Source organism: Bacteroidota bacterium (assembly GCA_005882315.1).
In the GTDB taxonomy this organism is placed as follows: Bacteria; Bacteroidota; Bacteroidia; order Chitinophagales; family Chitinophagaceae; genus VBAR01.
Map to the genome: position 1 here is coordinate 187988 of VBAR01000003.1, position 19445 is coordinate 207432.

General features: G+C 38.9%; 12 protein-coding genes. 5 read left to right on the forward strand and 7 right to left on the reverse strand.

Going from position 1 to position 19445, the window contains the following annotated elements; all coding sequences use genetic code 11:
* Positions 1-8: 8 nt before the first annotated feature.
* From purE to E6H07_14240, 5 genes are all read right to left on the reverse strand, one after another.
* Positions 9-521, reverse strand: a complete 513-nt coding sequence (gene purE, locus E6H07_14220) for a 5-(carboxyamino)imidazole ribonucleotide mutase (protein TMI62568.1) — start codon at positions 519-521, stop codon at positions 9-11.
* Positions 522-544: 23 nt separating this feature from the next.
* Entirely contained in the window at positions 545-1939 is a 1395-nt protein-coding gene (locus E6H07_14225) for a TolC family protein (protein TMI62569.1), read from the reverse strand.
* 38 nt (positions 1940-1977) lie between these two features.
* Positions 1978-5082: an efflux RND transporter permease subunit gene (locus tag E6H07_14230; protein TMI62570.1), complete on the reverse strand. Its 3105-nt coding sequence runs from the start codon at positions 5080-5082 to the stop codon at positions 1978-1980.
* A 26-nt stretch (positions 5083-5108) separates the two neighbouring features.
* Complete coding sequence (locus E6H07_14235) at positions 5109-6176, reverse strand: efflux RND transporter periplasmic adaptor subunit (GenBank protein TMI62571.1); 1068 nt, start codon at positions 6174-6176, stop codon at positions 5109-5111.
* Between the two features lie 128 nt (positions 6177-6304).
* Positions 6305-7426: a 5-(carboxyamino)imidazole ribonucleotide synthase gene (locus E6H07_14240; GenBank protein ID TMI62572.1), complete on the reverse strand. Its 1122-nt coding sequence runs from the start codon at positions 7424-7426 to the stop codon at positions 6305-6307.
* 732 nt (positions 7427-8158) lie between these two features.
* Between E6H07_14240 and E6H07_14245 the strand changes: the two genes are divergently transcribed.
* From E6H07_14245 to E6H07_14265, 5 genes are all read left to right on the forward strand, one after another.
* Positions 8159-8758, forward strand: a complete 600-nt coding sequence (locus E6H07_14245; GenBank protein TMI62573.1) for an RNA polymerase sigma-70 factor — start codon at positions 8159-8161, stop codon at positions 8756-8758.
* A gap of 85 nt (positions 8759-8843) precedes the next feature.
* Complete coding sequence (locus E6H07_14250; protein ID TMI62574.1) at positions 8844-10055, forward strand: DUF4974 domain-containing protein; 1212 nt, start codon at positions 8844-8846, stop codon at positions 10053-10055.
* Positions 10056-10220: 165 nt separating this feature from the next.
* Positions 10221-12899, forward strand: coding sequence for a hypothetical protein (locus tag E6H07_14255; GenBank protein TMI62575.1), 2679 nt, complete (start codon positions 10221-10223; stop codon positions 12897-12899).
* A gap of 601 nt (positions 12900-13500) precedes the next feature.
* Entirely contained in the window at positions 13501-14634 is a 1134-nt protein-coding gene (gene hppD / locus E6H07_14260; GenBank protein TMI63075.1) for a 4-hydroxyphenylpyruvate dioxygenase, read from the forward strand.
* A 149-nt stretch (positions 14635-14783) separates the two neighbouring features.
* Positions 14784-15986: a hypothetical protein gene (locus E6H07_14265; GenBank protein ID TMI62576.1), complete on the forward strand. Its 1203-nt coding sequence runs from the start codon at positions 14784-14786 to the stop codon at positions 15984-15986.
* On the opposite strand, the gene E6H07_14270 is transcribed toward E6H07_14265, so the two are convergent.
* Positions 15987-17249, reverse strand: coding sequence for an aspartate kinase (locus E6H07_14270; GenBank protein ID TMI62577.1), 1263 nt, complete (start codon positions 17247-17249; stop codon positions 15987-15989).
* A 224-nt stretch (positions 17250-17473) separates the two neighbouring features.
* Entirely contained in the window at positions 17474-19381 is a 1908-nt protein-coding gene (gene nagB, locus E6H07_14275) for a glucosamine-6-phosphate deaminase (protein TMI62578.1), read from the reverse strand.
* Positions 19382-19445: the final 64 nt, after the last annotated feature.

Genomic DNA, 19445 nt, shown 5'->3' on the forward strand with positions numbered 1-19445 from the left:
TGTAAAACTCAATCAAATTTATTTTCCCATCCCGCTTTCTTCATATTCTCTACTTTTTCGATCACTTCATTGTTCAGGGAATTTTTATAATCGCTTACCTTCTTCGAAATAGCATCATCAAATGAACCGATTATTTCAGCAGCTAAGATGCCTGCATTTTTTGCTGCATTCAATGCAACAGTAGCTACAGGTACACCATTAGGCATTTGTAAAATAGAAAGAACAGAATCCCAACCATCAATACTATTCGATGATTTAATAGGAACACCAACAACAGGCAGGGGAGTGATAGAAGCGACCATACCCGGCAAATGTGCAGCGCCACCTGCACCCGCAATGATCACTTTCAATCCTCTTTCTTTTGCTTTCTGTGCATACTCAACCATACGCAGCGGTGTACGGTGTGCAGAGACAACTGTTACTTCATGTGGGATTTCAAATTGCTTTAAGATGTCAGAAGCAGCTTGCATGATATTTAAATCGCTATCGCTGCCCATAATGATGCCAACCATTGGAGTCATAAATTCATTTTCACAAAAATAAACTATTTCACCAGTTCGCCTTTCAATCTTAATAATTCAGTCTCGGCCAATTTGGTATTGTAGCGGGCGGCGATCAACCTGTTGTAGGCATCTTCGAGGCTTTTCTGGGCTTCTCTTAATTGAAGATAGGTTGCTGCTCCGAGTTTATAAGTTTCAAGTATGATAGAAACATTTTCTCTTGCCAGCAAAATATTTGCTTCTTCCAATTCAAGAGATTGTTTTTGCAATTCATAATCTTTGAAAGCATTTATTACACCCACATTGATAATAGATTTCTGATTTTCATAAATCAATTTCTGGTAGTCGACATTCAATTGTGCCTGTCTGACCTGCCGGTTAACATTGTTGTTGTTAAAGATCGGCAGCGTTGCAGAAATTCCATAATTTAAACCCCGGTTACGGCTGTATAATGGGAAAGCAGGGTTTATGGTAACATCATTATCAGTCCTGTTAAGATTATAAGCAGAATTCAAAGCAAGTATCGGGAATCGATCAGCTTTCCTTTCCTTCATTGTCAGGGTTGCAATATCAATATTTTTTTTCTGTATCTGCAATAGCGGATTTTCAGTGATCGCCTTCGACTGTATTTCTCCGAGTGAAAGTGTTGTGTTCAGCGGTATTGAATCACTTACTTCGTAGTTTACGCCTGTTGGTACATTCATTACCTGGTTAAGTGTTTCTTTCAATTGTTGGATCAATATCTGTTGCCGAAGCTGTGCAGCTTTTTGCGCATTCAGGTCTACTTTGCTTTGTAGCACATCCGGTTTGGCACCAACGCCAATATCCAGTTTGCGTTGTGAGAGATCAACCCTGGTCTGGTTGATGCTCATTTGTTCTTCTACCGCTTTAAGCTGTTGTTTCTGGCGGACTATATCATAATAGTTATTTACTACGATCGCTATGGTATTGATGACCTGATTTTTTATTCCCAACTCACCCAAATGAATAAGCTCTGCGGCCTTATTTCTTGTAGCAAACATTTTTAAACCATCAAACAATGTCCAGTTAAGGGAGACATTACTGGTATAGTTATCTGTTTTAACGTCGCCTTCGCGGTTATTACCGGTTATAAATACCTGCTTCTGGTTACTTCTTGTAAATATGAGTCCTGCATTAGCATTTACTCTTGGGAAAAAAACAGAATTGCGGTAAGAGTAATCCAATGTTGCTACGGCAGAATCATTTTTGGATAACTGGATCTCATAATTGTTCTGGAGTGCTGTGGCAATAGCTTCCTCTACGGATAAAACCTTTTGTGCACTCACTATGTGTGATGCTAATATAAAAACTGAACAATGGATCAAAAGTACAAGAGTGCGACCCTTCGGCAAGCTCAGGGTAAACTGCGACTTATTAGTTGAAGTAACAAAAAAACGGGAAATAGTGTGTCGCAACATAAGCTGAACAAAGATTTTAGTTGGTTTCCAAATTAAAATTAATCATGTGCTTCTTTCATATCCGCCAAAGAAATTTCTGTCTCCAATGTTTCTGTTTTCTTTTTGGTGGATAAATAAGAATACAGTGCCGGTACAACATATAAAGTAAGTATTAAGGCAAATAACATTCCACCGACAATAACTATACCCAGTGGAATACGGCTTTTGCCGGCCGAACCGATAGCTAGTGCAATGGGTAATGCACCAAGTGTAGTTGCCAGCGTAGTCATTAAAATAGGACGAAGCCTCGCTACAGACGCATCAATTACGGCAGGGATTTTCTTTTCCCCTCTTTTTCTTTTCTGGTTAGCAAATTCAACGATCAGGATACCATTCTTGGTCACAAGCCCGATAAGCATGATGACTCCGATCTGTGAAAATATATTCAGTGTTTGTCCGAATAGTTCCAGGCTTAGTACAGCACCGGCTATTGCAAGCGGTACGGTGATCATAATAATGAATGGGTCTATAAAACTTTCGAACTGTGCTGACAGTACTAAGAATATTAAGATCAATGCAACGATGAATGCAAAGGAGGTATTCGAAGAGCTTTCTTTGAAATCGAGTGAAGCTCCGCTTAGTGCAGTATTAAATGATTCATCCAATACTCTTTTGCCAATGCTTTCCATTTCTTTTATACCATCACCCAATGCCATACCAGGTGCAAGACCTGCAGAAATGGTGGCACTTTTAAAGCGGTTGAAATGATAAATCGTTGCAGGGCTTGTCGATTCCACCATTTTAACGATGTTATCTAATTGTATCAGCTCACCTGCATTATTGCGTACATAAAAAGATTTGATGTCAACTGGTTCATCACGATCATTTCTTTCTACCTGCCCGATCACCTGGTATTGTTTTCCGTTCATGATAAAATAACCAAAACGACGGCCACTTAATGCAAGCTGCAACGTATTGGTAACATCCAAAACAGAAACACCCAGTTCATTCGCTTTTAGCCTGTCAATAGTGATCTGTAATTCCGGTTGGTTAAATTTCAGGTTTACATCAAAACCCTGGAACACTTTACTTTTAGATACTTCATCTAAAAATATAGGCACTTTCTCTTTTAATTTATCAAAATTGAGATTCTGTAAAACAAACTGTACAGGAAAACTTCCCCTGCTCCCCATACCCACTGAAATAGTAGGTTCCTGTATGGCAAATGCTCTTACATTATTATACCTGCGGAAAATGCGGTTTGCCTGTTGTGCGATCTGATCCTGTGTTCGTTTTCTTGTACTGGCTTCATCCAATCCCATGCTGATAAATGAGGAGTTGGAACTGCCGCCGCCAAAACCTGCAGGAGCAAAGGATAAGGCAAATGATAACTCAGGTATTGAGTCTAACAGTTGCTGATTGATATCATAAGTAACCTTATCAATGAAATCAAAATCGGCACCTTCGGGACCTGTTAAACTTGCACGAACACGGTTCCTGTCTTCCATAGGGGCCACTTCCTGGGGAAGACCTCTTCCAATAAGAAAAATAGTGGCAACGCAAGCAAGCACAATAATAAATGCAAACCAGCGCAGTTTCATAAACCCTCGCAGAGAAGAAAGATAAAAACTTTCCATGCCGGCAAAAAAGGGTTCTGTAATACGATAAAACCAGGAGTGCTTATGTACATTCTTTTTAGTAAGATAAATATTCAATACAGGTGTAAGTGAAAGCGAAACAAATGCAGAGATCATAACAGCTCCGGCTAACACAATTCCAAATTCACGAAACAGCCTGCCGGTAAAGCCTTGTAAAAAGATAACTGGTAAAAACACAACAGCCAATGTGATGGAAGTGGCGATGACAGCGAAATAAATTTCTTTAGATCCTTCCAGGGCTGCCTTATGCTTATTCATGCCCTGCTCCATTTTCTTAAAAATATTTTCTGTTACCACAATACCATCATCCACTACCAGCCCTGTGGCAAGCACTACTGCCAGAAGTGTAAGTACATTGATGGAAAAACCCATTAAGTACATAATGAAAAATGCACCGATCAATGAAACAGGAATATCTATCAATGGCCGCAATGCCAATGACCATTCACGGAAGAAAAGAAAGATGATCAATACAACTAACCCGATAGCGATAAGTAGTGTTTCCTTTACTTCACTTACAGCTTTGCGGACAAAGCCAGAACGATCATACCCAACATTAATATTAATATCATCAGGCATATCCTCCTTGATCTGATCCAGTCTTTTGTAAACCTCATCTGCTATTTCAATTTGATTGCTGCCTGGCTGTGCTACCACCCTTACACCAACTGAGGATATATTATTTACTCTTGAAGAAAATTCGTCGTTGTCGCCTGAAAGTATCGCTTTGCCTACATCCTTGAAACGGATGATACGACCATCAATTTCACGAATGATAAGATCATTAAATTCAGTTTCAGTTGTCAGCTTACCATAGGTATTCACAATTAACTGTGTGGCATTCCCACGGATCTTACCTCCCGGTAATTCTATATTTTCACGATCTAAAGCGGCCCGGATATCTCCTATGGTTAATTTATACGCAGCCAATTTTGCGGGATCGATCCACATCCGCATGGAATACTGCCCGCCAAAAGAACCTGCTGAACTTACACCCGAAATTGTTTGTAAACGTTCCTGCACTACGTTCTCAGCAAAATCAGATAATTCGAGTAATGTTTTTTTCTGACTTTGGATAACGATAAACATGATAGGGTCAGAGTCAGCATCAGATTTATTTACAGTAGGAGGGCCGTCAATATCTCTGGGCAGGTTTCCGGCAGCCTGGCTTACTTTATCTCTTACGTCGTTAGCTGCTTTTTCCAGGTCAACACTTAATTCAAACTCCACAGTTACATTGCTGCTGCCTTGTGCACTGTTAGAGGTAATATTTTTTACACCCTGTACGCCATTGATCGCTTTTTCAAGCGGCTCTGTAATTTGTTGTTCTACGATCTCAGCACTTGCACCAACATAGGAAGTCCGTACGCTGATAACCGCAGGGTCAATGGCAGGGTATTCCCTTACACCTAAAAAAGTATAACCTATAGCGCCAAACACAATGATCAGGATTGAACATACTATGGCAAATACGGGTCTTTTTAAACTAAGTTCTGATAAATTCATAATTGTGAGTTGTCAGTTGTGAGTCCTTACTTCTCACTGATAATTTTGGAAATTTTTACATCACTACCTTGCTTGAGAAACAACAGACCGGTTGTTATAACACTGTCTCCTAAATTCAACCCGGTTAAAACCTGAATCTTATCAGAGTCACGTACGCCGGTTGTAATTTCTGTTGTTTGCGCTTTTCCATTTTTTAAAAGATAAACTTGTTTTTTACGTCCCAACGGCACGACGGCTACTGTTGGGATCATAATTGCTTTATCGTTTCTACCCAATTGAATTTTTACTTTGGCAAATGCACCGGGAACTAAAACTGCATCCGGCGTTTTTACAATTGATCTTACTGAAAGGCTGCGGGTGTTTTCTTCAATAAAAGATTCCGATGCAGAAACAGTAGCATGAAAAGTCTTGTCTGAACCATCAACTGTGAAATCGATCAATTGCCCGGTTTTAATTTCCGAACTGTATTTTTCTGGAATAGTGAATTGTAGTTTTAATTGACTTAACTGGCTTACTGTGCAAATAATATTGGCAGGAGTAACAAAGGCGCCAGGACTGATACTTTTAAAACCAATTTTACCACTGAATGGAGCCCGTATCTCTGTTTTACGGATAGCCTCATTAATAATATTAATATCTGCATTAAGATTATGTACCTGCAAAAGACTTAGATCGTATTCTTGCTGGCTGATGCCTTGAATTTTTAATAATTGTGCTTGCCGGCTTTCTGTTTGCTCCGCAATTTTCAATTGTACTTCAAGTTTATTTTTCTGTGCCAGTAGATCTCCGTCATACAATTTTGCCAGCAATGCTCCTTTAGATACAAAACTTCCTTCCCTCACATTCAGTTGAACGAGTTTGCCGGAAACTTCCGGACGGATCTCTGTTGATTCATTTGCCAGCAATGAGCCCGGAACTTCAATATCTGAAACCAGCACCTCTGTCTTTGTAAGAATTATATCAACGGAAACTGGAGGCTGTTTTCCTGCGCCACCAGACATGTTGGCAACTGGTGGCTTTTTCTCTTTGCATGAAAATAAAAAAAGGGCTGCAATAAAAACCGCAAGCCGGGAAATAGATATGTGTGTGTTCACAAAAAAGTATTGAGTGTTAGGTGCTAAAGATAAATGATAATCACCAAGATTAGATGCAGGAAAAGCATTGAACCTTCGGAAAAAAACGGGTTTATTTAAGTACGGTTGAGATTGCAGATAAATGGCAATCAGGTCTTTGCCTTTAATGTGTGTTTAATCTTATTGGACTTATGAATCAGGTCTTGTTTCTCTTTGCTCAAGATAGTCACATGCCCCATTTTACGGCCGGGTTTAGTTTGTTTTTTTCCGTACAAATGCACAAAAGCATTTTCAATTTTCAGCACTTCATCCAAGCCTTCGTATTTCACATCCCCGTTAAAACCGTCGGAGCCGATAATATTGACCATGATAGAAGGTAGGATGGGGTCAGTGTTTCCCAGCGGATACCCAAGCATTACTCTCCACAGCATGTCAAACTGCGATGAGTAATGCGCTTCGATGGTATGGTGACCGCTGTTATGAACCCTCGGAGCTGTTTCATTTACAAGCACAGTCCCCTTTTTATCAATAAACATTTCAACCGCAAATATGCCGGGTGATTTAAAATTTCGGACAACAGTTAAAGCAATTGCTTCAGTTTTATAAAGCGTTTGTGTGTTCAGTGCTGCGGGGCAGAGCTGGTAGTCTAGTAAGTTTAACCGGTGGTCAAATAGCATTTCAACCGGGGGGTATAAAGCCGTTTCACCTTTTTCATTAATGGCTACCATTTGGGCTATCTCTTTTTCAATTTCTACCATTTTTTCCAACACACCGGGTTCATCAAATGCTTTTTCCAGGTCCTCTTTTGTTTTTAGCAATTGAACACCGCGACCATCATATCCGCCTTCGCCCAGTTTATGTACAGCAGGTAAAAATGTAGTATTGTCCTCTGTTTCCTTTTTGTTTTGAGTGATCACAAATGCTGCAGTTGGTATTTGATGCTGTTGGTAATATTGCTTTTGTAAAATTTTATTCTTGATGGTTCTGAGTACGGAAGGCTTGGGATAAACTTTCACTCCTTCAGCTTCCAATTTTTCCAATGCCTCCACATTCACATTTTCTATTTCGATAGTGATGGCATGAAGCCCTTTTCCAAAATTGTAAACAGCATCGAAATTTTTGATATCGCCTTTTGTAAAATGATGACAAAGATGTGCGGCAGGGCATTCATTATCATTTTCCAGTACATAGGTTTCAACAGGATAATTGGCTGCTGCCTGTAAAAGCATTCTTCCTAATTGTCCACCTCCGAGGATACCGATTTTTTTCATGGCGCAAAGATAAGAGAAGCGTTTTTTAGCTTAATAAAACGAAAACCAAACCATCAATGAACAGCCGTTTCATAGCCCCATTATTAATTTGGTCAATTGAAATTTGAGCCTGGTATAAAAGTCAATCTTTCCCCTGAAATGTGCCCGGAAACGGAAAAAAAAATAAAAATGAGCAGAGGAAGAAATTTGCAGAATCGTATTGGATTTATAAGAATAACCATTAACTTCAAATAACCATTAGTTGTTTTAGAGCAGAAACCATTAAACCATGTCACAGTATAACTGTACATCCTTATATCAAATCGACACCCGATTTTGGACTTTGAAGTCGTCTGAAAGAGTCGGTAGTCCCGTGACACTCCATGATATTCCCCATTCTGAATTAGATAAGTTTTGCAGATCAGGTTTCCAGTGGATACCTGACTACTCCTATATTACAAGTGATGATATGATAAATTTTTTTTTGGCCCCCAGGGCCAGGACGGTTAGAACTTTCTCAAGCAGTTAGTTAGTAGTTCTCATGTAAGCAGATAGTTTTGGTTAACGCCTCTTGTTTCTACAAGAGGCTTTCTTTTGGTTAATTTGATCTGAATAGATCGCTGCCTGAAAAAGCATTTGCTTGCTGACCGCTGCTGATATACCGGTTTTGTATGGTAAAAATAAAAGAGGCTTTTCCCTTACAATTAAGACGGAAATGATAAATTCGTGTGTTAACCAAAGCCGTCTAACCAAGTGAACGATATTTCTCCTCGTGATGAAAGAGAATTACTCTTGCTATTAAAGCAGGGTAATGAGCAGGTATTTGAAAAAATATATAACCTATATAGTCCCCGGATTTTTGGAAACATATACAAGATGGTGAAGTCGAAACCGGCTGCCGAGGAAATATTGCAGGACGTCTTTATAAAAATTTGGTCTAACCGTGCCAGTATTGATCTCGATAAATCTTTTCGATCTTATCTTTTCCGCATCGCTGAAAATAAGGTTTATGATTTTTTTCGAAAAGCAGTAAGGGATAAAAAAATACAAGTTGAGTTGTTTGCAACTGCAACGGAAGAATATGAACATATCGAAGAAATGATTTATACAAAAGAGAATGCCTTACTCCTTCAAAAAGCTATTGATTCTCTTTCTCCACAACGGCAACAGATATTTCGATTAATTAAACTTGATAATAAAAGCTATAATGAGGTAAGCTCGCAATTAGGCATATCTGTTTCAACAATAAGTGATCATATTGTCAAAGCAAATAAGGCAATTCGTGAGTTCATTTTTACTCATAATGGCATGACGATCATCATTTTTTGCCTTTTATTAAGTATTAACAAATAAAATAATATACAAGGAGCAGAGGAAGATCTCCATTCCTCCGTATTAAATTATTGTTAAGTCACCCTTTTGATTACGTACCATTATAATGCACGAACTATTTAAAAAATATCTGGAAAATAAATGCTCCCCTGAGGAATTAAAATTATTATTGAAAGAGTTTGATGTTGAAGACAACGAAGAATCGCTCAGAACTTTAATTACCCAAGAGCTCGAAGTTGAACAGGAAACAAGTTCTTTTACAACAGAAGAGCTGCAGGATGTTTTGGCAGGAACATTTAATGCAATTAAAACGAAACTTGATTCAGAAAAAATAAATGTAGTGGCACCTGTTGTGCCATTTACAAAACGAAACTGGTTCCGTTTGGCAGCTGCTGCTGTATTTGTTCTTGCTGTAATAGGAGCATACCTCTTAGTCAACCAAACTCCGGTAGAAACGCCGGAAGCAAATAATCGGCATATAACAAATGACATACTTCCCGGTGGTAACAAAGCAGTGTTGACTCTATCAGATCGCTCTGATATCAACCTGGAAAGTGTTTCAAACGGAACCATTATTACAGAAGGCGGTACAAAAATTTCGAAATTAAACGACGGACAACTTGTCTATAATACATTAGAAGAAAAACCAACACAAGTTCTTTACAATACGGTTAAGACACCAAGAGGAGGACAGTATCAATTAATACTTCCAGACGGATCTAAGGTTTGGCTGAACTCTGCCTCTTCTATCCGCTTTCCTGTTTCTTTCACCGGGGATACAAGAAAAGTAGAAATATCAGGTGAAGCATATTTTGAAGTGGCGAAGAATCCTTCCATGCCGTTTAAAGTTAATATTGACGGTAAAAAGGAAATAGAAGTTTTAGGAACGCACTTCAACATTCATTCTTATGGGGATGACGGCACATTAAAAACTACATTGCTTGAAGGCAGTGTGAAAGTAACATCACTTAAAACAGGTGAATCAAAATTGATAACTCCTGGTCAGCAGGCTCAATTAAATGCAAATGGGCAGATCGCAATAAACAAGGCAGATATTGATAAAGTGATGGCATGGAAAAATGGATATTTCAATTTTGATGGAGCAGATACAAGAATTGTTATGCAGGTTATTAGCCGCTGGTATGATGTGGATGTGGTTTACGAAGGTCCAATACCCCAAAGAGAGTTCGGAGGAGAAATAGAAAAGAACCTGAAACTGTCACAACTGTTAACGATCCTGGAGAAAAGCGATTTGAAATTCAGACTCGAAGGAAGAAAACTAGTGGTATTGCGAAAGAAAATGGCGCAATTACCATAAAACAAAAAATAATAATAAGCAGAGGAAGAGTTGTTGCTGATCGTATTAGTATATTAATAAAAGGAAAAAGCCAGAAATGCTGAAACATCTCTGGCCGGCGCTTAAGTTCGGAATAGTTAGTTAGATACCATTAACCATTAGCCTTTACCCAAGCATTGCTAATTTATGCAATTATTTGTGCGGACACAAATTGTCCGCACAATAAACTTGGGTTTCATGAAAAGGTCGCTCCTTTTAATAACTGCTGCATTTATACTTTCCTCCTCAAAGGGGTACTCCCAAACCATTAATTTCTCCGGCACAAATGTTCAATTGACCAAGGTCTTTTTTGCAATTAAATCTCAAACAGGTTATGTTTTTTTCTATGACGCAGCCGTTTTACGGGAATCCAAACCTGTTACCATTGACTTGAAAAATGTATCTCTTGAAGAAGCATTAAACCAAACACTCCAGCACCAACCATTGGGATGGCTGATAGAGAACAAAACAATAACGATCATAAGAAAACCACTGCCCGTTGTACATGTGCAGGAAGCCAATCCTGATCCACCATTCACTGTAACCGGAACGGTAATGGATGAAGAGAATAAACCAATTGCCGGAGCTTCAGTAATGGTGAAAGGAACGGGACAGGGAACATCGACGAATGAAAATGGAGTATTTGCAATTGCTGTAAACAAAGGGACCGAGTTGATATTTTCATCTGTAAGTTATGCTGAAAAGCAAGTCAAAGTAGATGGGAAAAGGCTTGCAATACAACTCCACTTGGATCATAAGCCAATGGAAAAATTTATAGTGGGTGGAAATCTAATGACCATAAAAAGAAGAGCAGCTGTATCGCCTATTGATGTAATTGATTCCAAAACATTAGAAAGTCTTCCTTACCAAACTATCGAGCAAATATTCCGTGGCACAGTGCCGGGAACAAATAATATACAACCGGGTCATGAAACATATCAATATAGCTACGGATCAGGTACGGTAAGTATTCGTGGTTCAGCCGGGTTTGGCGGATATGGATTTGTGAAAGTTTTTGTGGATGGAATTCCTTATGCAGGCGATTCGTATTATATAAATGCCCTTGATAAAAATAATATCGATCATATAGAAGTGGTGAAAGGGCCTTCGGCATCTACGCTTTATGGCAGCGGCTCAAACGGAGGTGTTATTCTTGTGTACACAAAAAAAGCATCGCTAAACAGCACAAATATTGATCTTACTACCAGTGCCGGCTGGTATGATTCGAAATGGCAGGAAGAAAAACCGTTCAGGCAGATCCATTCTTTTAATGTTAAGCAAGGCTTTAAAAAGATTTCTTATTTTATCGGTGGAGATATTAATACCAACGAAACTCATATGCCGGATGGCAAGCAAAACAGGTATTCTGTTTCCGGTGGTGTTACTTATACTGCAAATAATTTAAAGATCATCGTCAGCGGGCAGCATTTTGAAAACAATTACATTCCTGAAAGAAATGCTTTTTACGATACTTCTTCCAACCCATATTTTAAAAGAGCCGGGTGGCAATTACCGGATACGGCGCAGGGCATTCTTAAATCGAATATGATAGGAGCAAATATAACTTACCGGGCAAATGGTTGGTGGACACATAATCTTGTTGTTGGATGGAATGACAATTTCAAAGGGTTGGAATCCTATGTCCGGACTGCACCCTATCTCAACAGAGATGTAAAGGACAAAGTTGGATCTCTTCGTTATTACAACAGTATTTCTTTTGGAGCAGGTTCCGAAATCAAAGCAACCCTGCTGACAGGGTTTGAATATTCAAATGCTTATTCCACTGGATATACAGTAAGAAGAACCACAACAGCCTACAATGTGACAGTTGATACTTTTGATATTCAAAAGAACACTGGAGTTTTTGCTCAACTTAACCCATCCTACAAGAACAAAATATTTTTAACGCTGGCTGGCAGGTATGAATTCAACAAGAACTTTGGATCTTATTTTAATCCAAGAATTGGAGCGACCACAAATTTTTTGATAGGCAAACTTATTTTAAAACCACGGATCGCCTGGGGAAGAGGTATAACAGGAGTTTCCTGGTTTTACAAACATTATCCCACGGTTCAGGGGCTAACTTACTCACCTACCGATGAGCTGAAGCCTCAGCAGCAAGAAGGATGGGATTATGGGCTGGAAGGCTATTTAGCAAATGATCGCCTCAGCATTGAAGTTTCGGGGTATAACGCCATCCTCAAAGATGCCATTTATATCTATTCGCAAAGTTCGCCAGGTGGAATTATCGTTAATACTATAAATGCAGGAAAAATTGAAAACTCCGGGTGGGAGTTCTCAGCCAAGTACAGATTGAAAAACCTGGACTTTTCCGGCAGTTATTCCATCATGAATTCAATATTACAAGAGCCTTTGAATGGCGATTCGTCATTCAAGGATCGGACTTACCCCGGTGAGCAAATGCTATTCATACCAAAAAATGCCGGAGGGCTCACAATAGGATACGGTTTCCCAAAACTATTTGGTCATTCGGATCGGCTTTACACTTCTGTAAATATGACCTATACAAGCGGATCTACCGCCATCGATCAAGCGAGAAGTAATTATGATAGGTCAAAGAATCTCTACCAGGCTAATATCAATAGGTATGGTGAGAGGTACTATAATACTCAGCTTCCATCTATAACAAGGTTCAATTTGAATCTGGAATATACAATGCGTAGAGATCTGAGGTTTTTTATGCAGCTGTCTAATATAACAAACAATACAGACCCTGAATATTTCAATGATTTTCCCTCTATAGGTCGTGGTTGGATGTTTGGGCTAAAATATAATTTCAGCAAAACAGTAGATACAGGTCAATAAAGAAAATTCATAGCTCCGATCCTTAAATTGGTCAATTGGAATTTGAATTTGGTATAAAAGCCAATTTTTAGCCTGAAATGTGATCTATCTTAACATCTTGAAACGAAAAAAAAAATAAGAATGAGCAGAGGAAGTGTTCCTGATGGTCGTAATAGCTTAGGAAGAATGAAAGAGAATCAGTAGTCGAATTTTATAAGCGAGGGCAGAGTCAAAATGTTTATAATTTATTAATATTCTAATAGCCAGATAAAGTTTTTCTCATGTAGTAAGAATTCTCATATAAGCAGTTAGTTTTGGTTATACCTCCTGTTTCCACAGGAGGTATGTTTTTTATGTGATTGCGTTAAGGTTTTTTCTAACTTTGCGATATGCTTCCAGATTACCCTCACAAGTTGTTTATTGACAAACGCAATCACTTCGAACTGCTAATGGAAACTCTGGCAATGCGAACCCCAATCTGCCACAGCAGCCTTGTATGACGCTTCATTTTTGTTCAGCAAAATTACAGAACGTACAAGTGAGCAATTTGAGTGGCAAAGCAGCAAATTGGAAACAACAGGTTATGAAGAGCATTAATATCACTGATCACAAAAAAATAATTATGACATCTACTACAACAACCGATAAAAGACAAAATGTACAAACAGACTTTCTTCCCTTACAAGGAACTGACTATGTAGAATTCTACGTAGGTAATGCTAAACAATCAGCACATTATTATATCACAGCTTTTGGTTTTCATCCGTTGGCATATGCAGGACCCGAAACTGGAGTGAAGGACAAAGCAAGCTATGCTGTGCGGCAAAATAAACTCACTATTGTTTTAACAACACCATTAAGACCTGGAAATGAAATAGCCGATCATATCTATAAGCATGGAGATGGTGTAAAGGCACTTGCACTAAAAGTAGATGATGCCACCAGTGCCTGGAATGAAACAACAAAACGCGGTGCTAAATCATATATGCAGCCGCAGCAATTAAAAGATAATGATGGGCAAGTTGTAGTAAGCGGCATTCATACTTATGGTGATACAGTGCATTTGTTTATTGAAAGAAAAGATTACAATGGGGTTTTTATGCCGGGTTTCCGTGCCTGGAATAATCCTTATTTTAAAACAAAAGAAACCGGTTTGCAATATGTGGATCATTGTGTAGGAAATGTTGGCTGGAACCAGATGAACCCATGGGTGAAATTTTATGAAGATGTGATGGGCTTTCGTAATATCCTTACGTTTGATGATAAAGATATTTCTACCGAATATTCTGCACTGATGAGTAAAGTGATGAGCAATGGAAATGGCTTTGTAAAATTCCCGATCAATGAGCCGGCAGAAGGAAAGAAAAAAAGCCAGGTGGAAGAATATCTTGAATTCTATAACGGAGAAGGCGTACAACATGTGGCAATGGCTACGAATGATATTGTTGATACAGTAACTGAGTTACGCAACCGGGGTGTTGAGTTTTTAAAAGTTCCAACTACTTATTATGATGATCTACTCGACAGGGTAGGGAAGATCGATGAAGACCTGGAACCACTTAAAGAATTGGGTGTATTGGTAGATCGGGACGAGGAAGGGTATTTACTTCAAATATTTACTAAACCGGTTGAAGACAGGCCAACTTTATTTTTCGAGATCATACAACGTAAAGGCGCCAAAAGTTTTGGTAAGGGAAATTTCAAAGCATTATTCGAGGCGATTGAGAGAGAGCAGGGAGAGAGGGGAAATCTGTAATTGTTAGTTAGTAAATACCAGTTTGAGGAACTATTTAACGGTTCCCTTGATACCCGATTCCCTGTTTTCAACATATCTTTACAAATAATTTAATATTCCTATTCTCATAAACGCATCTTTGCGTCGTTAGTAAAAAGAAGTATATAAGCATGAAAAGCCTGGTTCTATTTTTTGCCCTTTTAATTATCACATTTTCATCGTATGCCCAGCCACCGTACAAAGGCGGGCCTTCTGCTGTTTCATTTATTGATTACCAGAAAACATTTACCCGTCCCGCAGATGCGTTGAAACGGAAGGCCGATACATTACAAAGCCAGTTCAAGCAAAAAGGTCTTGAATGGCCGGCAAAATATTTATACTTCCGCTCATTCAAATGGGATAGCCAGTTTGAGGTATGGGTAAAGAATGATATTAACGATCAATTCAAATTATTCAAGACTTATAAAGTTTGTGCACTGGCCGGATCAATGGGACCTAAAAGAATGGAGGGTGATTACCAGGTACCCGAAGGATTTTATTATATCAATGAGTTCAATCCCAAAAGCACTTACCATCTTTCATTGGGATTAAATTATCCCAATGAATCGGATAAGATGCTTAGCGATGCGCAGATGCCAGGTGGTGATATCTTTATTCATGGCAGTTGCGTTACTGTAGGATGTATTCCTTTAACTGATGATAAGATCGAGGAGGTATATATTCTTGCTGCAATGGCCAAGGATGCCGGGCAGGAGTTTATACCTGTACATATTTTCCCTATTAAGTTTGATGTACAGCGAAGCAACGATTACTTTACTAATCTTATAAAAGAAGATCCCGCATTAAAAAAATTTGCTACTCAACTGGAAGACGCCTTTTATTATTTTGAACGATATAAGCAATTACCCGTGGTGATGATCGATGATAAAGGAGCTTATAAAATTCCAGGCACTCCTCCCAGGAAATCAGCAGCCGTTTCAGAAAGGCTATTGGTAAAAAAATCGACGGCACAGCATCGTACAAGAAATATTCCTGTACTTGCAGATGCCGTGCATCAATGGCCACAGTATGAAGGTGGCGCCAATGCATTGATGCAATATCTTGATAACCTCGGCAGGGAAATGGTTGAGTTATTACCTAATGGAATTAATAAAGCTTATGTGCAGATGGAGTTCATAATTGATACGGATGGTGTGCCTGTAAACTTTAAAGTGCTGCGTGGGATAACCGATATTGATTTTATTGATGAGATAATCAATCGAATGGAAAAGATGCCCAATTGGCAACCCGCCATGCTTAATGATAAACCTGTTGCTAAAAAAATGGTGCAGACCGTAACGGTTGAACTTCCCGTGAAAAAAGAAGATTGGTAACTACTGCATCAAGGATTGAACAGTATCTGGCGTCCTTTGCTGCAGTATAATTTTTTTTCCTTCAGCTAATTTTTCAAACACTTCCCTTGTATAATGCCTGATGGTGAGTAGTGAAAGATCCCTGGTGACCTGCACGTCAAAAATCTCCGAAGCTTCGAGTGCAAGCTTTTCAATTTTCTCTGGCCAATTGTCCAATACGGCAGTAAAACTGATAGCCCCATTCTGCGTCAGGTTGGGTTTGAGCTTGTATTTTTCAAATAGATGGTAGAGTGTTCCGGTATGCTGTTCGCTTACAAAAGAGAAATCCCTTGAACTCATTTCCATCATCACCTGGTTCTCTTTAAGCACAATAATCGGTGGCAAACTCTTTACGGAATGACTATGAATTACAGTGCCTTGCAGCCTAGGATTGAGAAAGCATTTTACATACATAGGAATCCCCTTATTCTGCAAAGGTTTGATGGTTTTAGGGTGAATGACCTGTGCTCCATAGTATGCCATTTCAATTACTTCGTTATAATTCAGTTCATGAATAGGCTGAGCTTCCGGAAATTTCTTTGGGTCAGCATTCATTACACTTTCCACGTCCTTCCAGATGGTAAGGCCATCGGCATTTAGCATATTAGCAAATACAGAGGCGGTATAATCACTTCCTTCACGGCCCAGGGTTGTGCTTTCATTTTCATCGGTTGAGCCGATAAAGCCCTGTGTTAATACAATATTGGTTTTTTGAAATAAGGGGTTAATTAGCTCATCAATTTTGTGGCTGGTTTCTTCCCAGTTAATCGTTGCTTCACGAAAATTATCATCTGTTCTTATTATATCTCTTACATCAATCCATTGATTGGTTACGCCGGCTTCATTTAAATAGTGACTTACAATGGCTGTTGAAAGCATTTCGCCACAACAAACAACCTGGTCATAATAATAATCATACTCACGAACCGGTTTGTCGTGCAGCAGCCATTCCACTTCAGTAAAAAAATCAAGTAATTGTTGTTCGCATGCCAAAGCATTTTGTACCAACAGGTATTTTGCAGTTGTAAGATGTTGCTGTTTTACCTGTTCAAACAAACTAAGGGCTTCTTCATTTTTATTATTGCAGAATGCTTCCACCACTTTTTCCAAAGCATTGGTGGTTTTGCCCATAGCGGAAATGACTACCAGAATCTTTTTATCATTGTATTGCTTTAATATGCCGGCTACATTTTTAATCCTGTCTACACTATTGACTGAAGCACCACCGAATTTAAAAACCTGCATGAGTTATTTAATGTTTGATATTGAAGACCTGCTTACCGTCAGGCAGGTTGTGTATTTGTAATTTGCAAAGATAAGATGCAATTGCTACTGAGATTCGAAAAGGAAATGAGTTTTCAAATATGCTGAATAGAATTGCTGCAGTACAAGAGTGCGACGCAACAAAAGTATAATAGTAGCGGTGAAGTTTGGTACAATTCATTCATCATTTATAATTCATAACTTCCTCAGTAGTGCCATCTCACGAATGCTTCCATCGCTGCATAGTGAGTAAGGCCGAGGTCGGCATAAAGATTCGCTGTTGCTGCATTACGTTCTTCAGCCCGTTGCCAGAATTCTCTTGAATCGCTTCCCTGGAAGGGAACCATATCTTTTTGTGACTGATGAATAAAAATTCCGAAACGTTTTTTGAGTACCTGGTCGGGACTCATCGGTATGGCCATCTCAATTTCTTCAATATTCCATTCCTGCCATGCGCCTTTATAGAGCCAGAGCCAGCAATCATTGATCCATTCGTCGCCGGCAGCTTTAATTCGTTTTAATGACTCCACTACCACATTGAAGCAAACAATATGTGTACCATGAGGATCTGCAAAATCACCTGCACAAAACACTTGCTGCGGCTTTATGGTGCGAAGCAGTTCCATGGTAAGCTTCACATCTTTCTCACTCATTGGTTTTTTCTCTATCGCCCCGGTCTCGTAAAAAGGAAGATTTTGAAAATGTATATTCTCATCTTTGATACCTACATAACGGCAAGTTGCTTTTGCCTCACATTGCCTGATCAATCCTTTGATTGAACGGATGGTTGGTGTATCCATCTGGTTCGATCTTTTGCGGGAAATATATTTTCTTGCTTCAACCAAAATCTTATCAGATTTATTTGTATCAATGCCGGCTATTGCTTCAAAGCCTACTGCAAAATCAAGAAATCTTGTTACGAATTCATCTGTTACTGCAATATTCCCTGAAGTTTGATAAGCTACATGTACATCATTGCCCTGGTCATGCAAACGCTGAAATGTACCACCCATACTAATGATATCATCATCGGGGTGAGGGGAGAAGATAACACAACGTTTGGGATAGGGCTCTGAACGTTCAGGATGATGGGGAATATTTGCATTCGGTTTTCCTCCCGGCCACCCGGTAATGGAATCACGCAACATATAATAGACTTTAAGGTTGATCTCGTATGCATCACCTTCTTCCACCAGCAGATCACTAAGACCATATTCATTATAATCACTATTCGTTAAACTAAGTACTGGTTTTTTTAATTTCAATGCCATGTTCACCACAGCTTTCTTGATCATTTTTGGTGTCCATTCACATTCACCGGTAAGCCATGGTGATTTAAAACGTGTCAACTCTGACGCAGCTGCTTCATCAATATAAAAGGATACATCATCATGATTTTGTAATAAAGATGCGGGCACAGATTCGGAATCATCATCTTCAACAGATTGTTTTATAACCGCCGCCTTACCAGAACCCCATGCCATTAAGATGATCTTTTTTGCTTTCATTATCTCGCCAATACCCATAGTGATGGCAAGACGGGGGACTTCTGAAATATTTGCAAACTCGTATGCATTTGCAATACGGGTGGAGTTATCAAGTGTAATTAATCTTGTTTTGGAATAAATGCCTGAACCTGGTTCATTGAAACCGATATGACCATTATTACCAATACCGAGGATCTGTAAGTCAATACCGCCTGCATCTTCAACCATTTTTTCGTATTGGCGTGAATGTTCCTTTATTTTTTCTTTTGGTATTTCCCCATTAGGGATATGAATGTTTTTAGGATCTATATCAACATGATTAAAAAGATGTACCCGCATGAACCGGTTATAACTCTGCAATGCATTATTATTGATCGGGTAGTATTCATCAAGATTAAAAGTGATGACATTTTTGAAACTGAGTTTTTCTTCCTTATGCATTCTTACCAGTTCAACATAAAGTGTTTTTGGAGTAGAGCCAGTAGCAAGTCCTAATACACATTTTTCTTTTTTTGATTGCTTGTCACGGATCAGTGCAGCAATTTCTTTAGCTACTTCTACAGAACCTTTTTTTAGATCAGGGAAAATCTTAACCGGGATTTTTTCGAATGAATCAACCATGCTCATGGTAGCAATAATTTAAGTGTAAAAATACAAAATGATAAGTCAATGGTCGTGATAAACTGCTGCA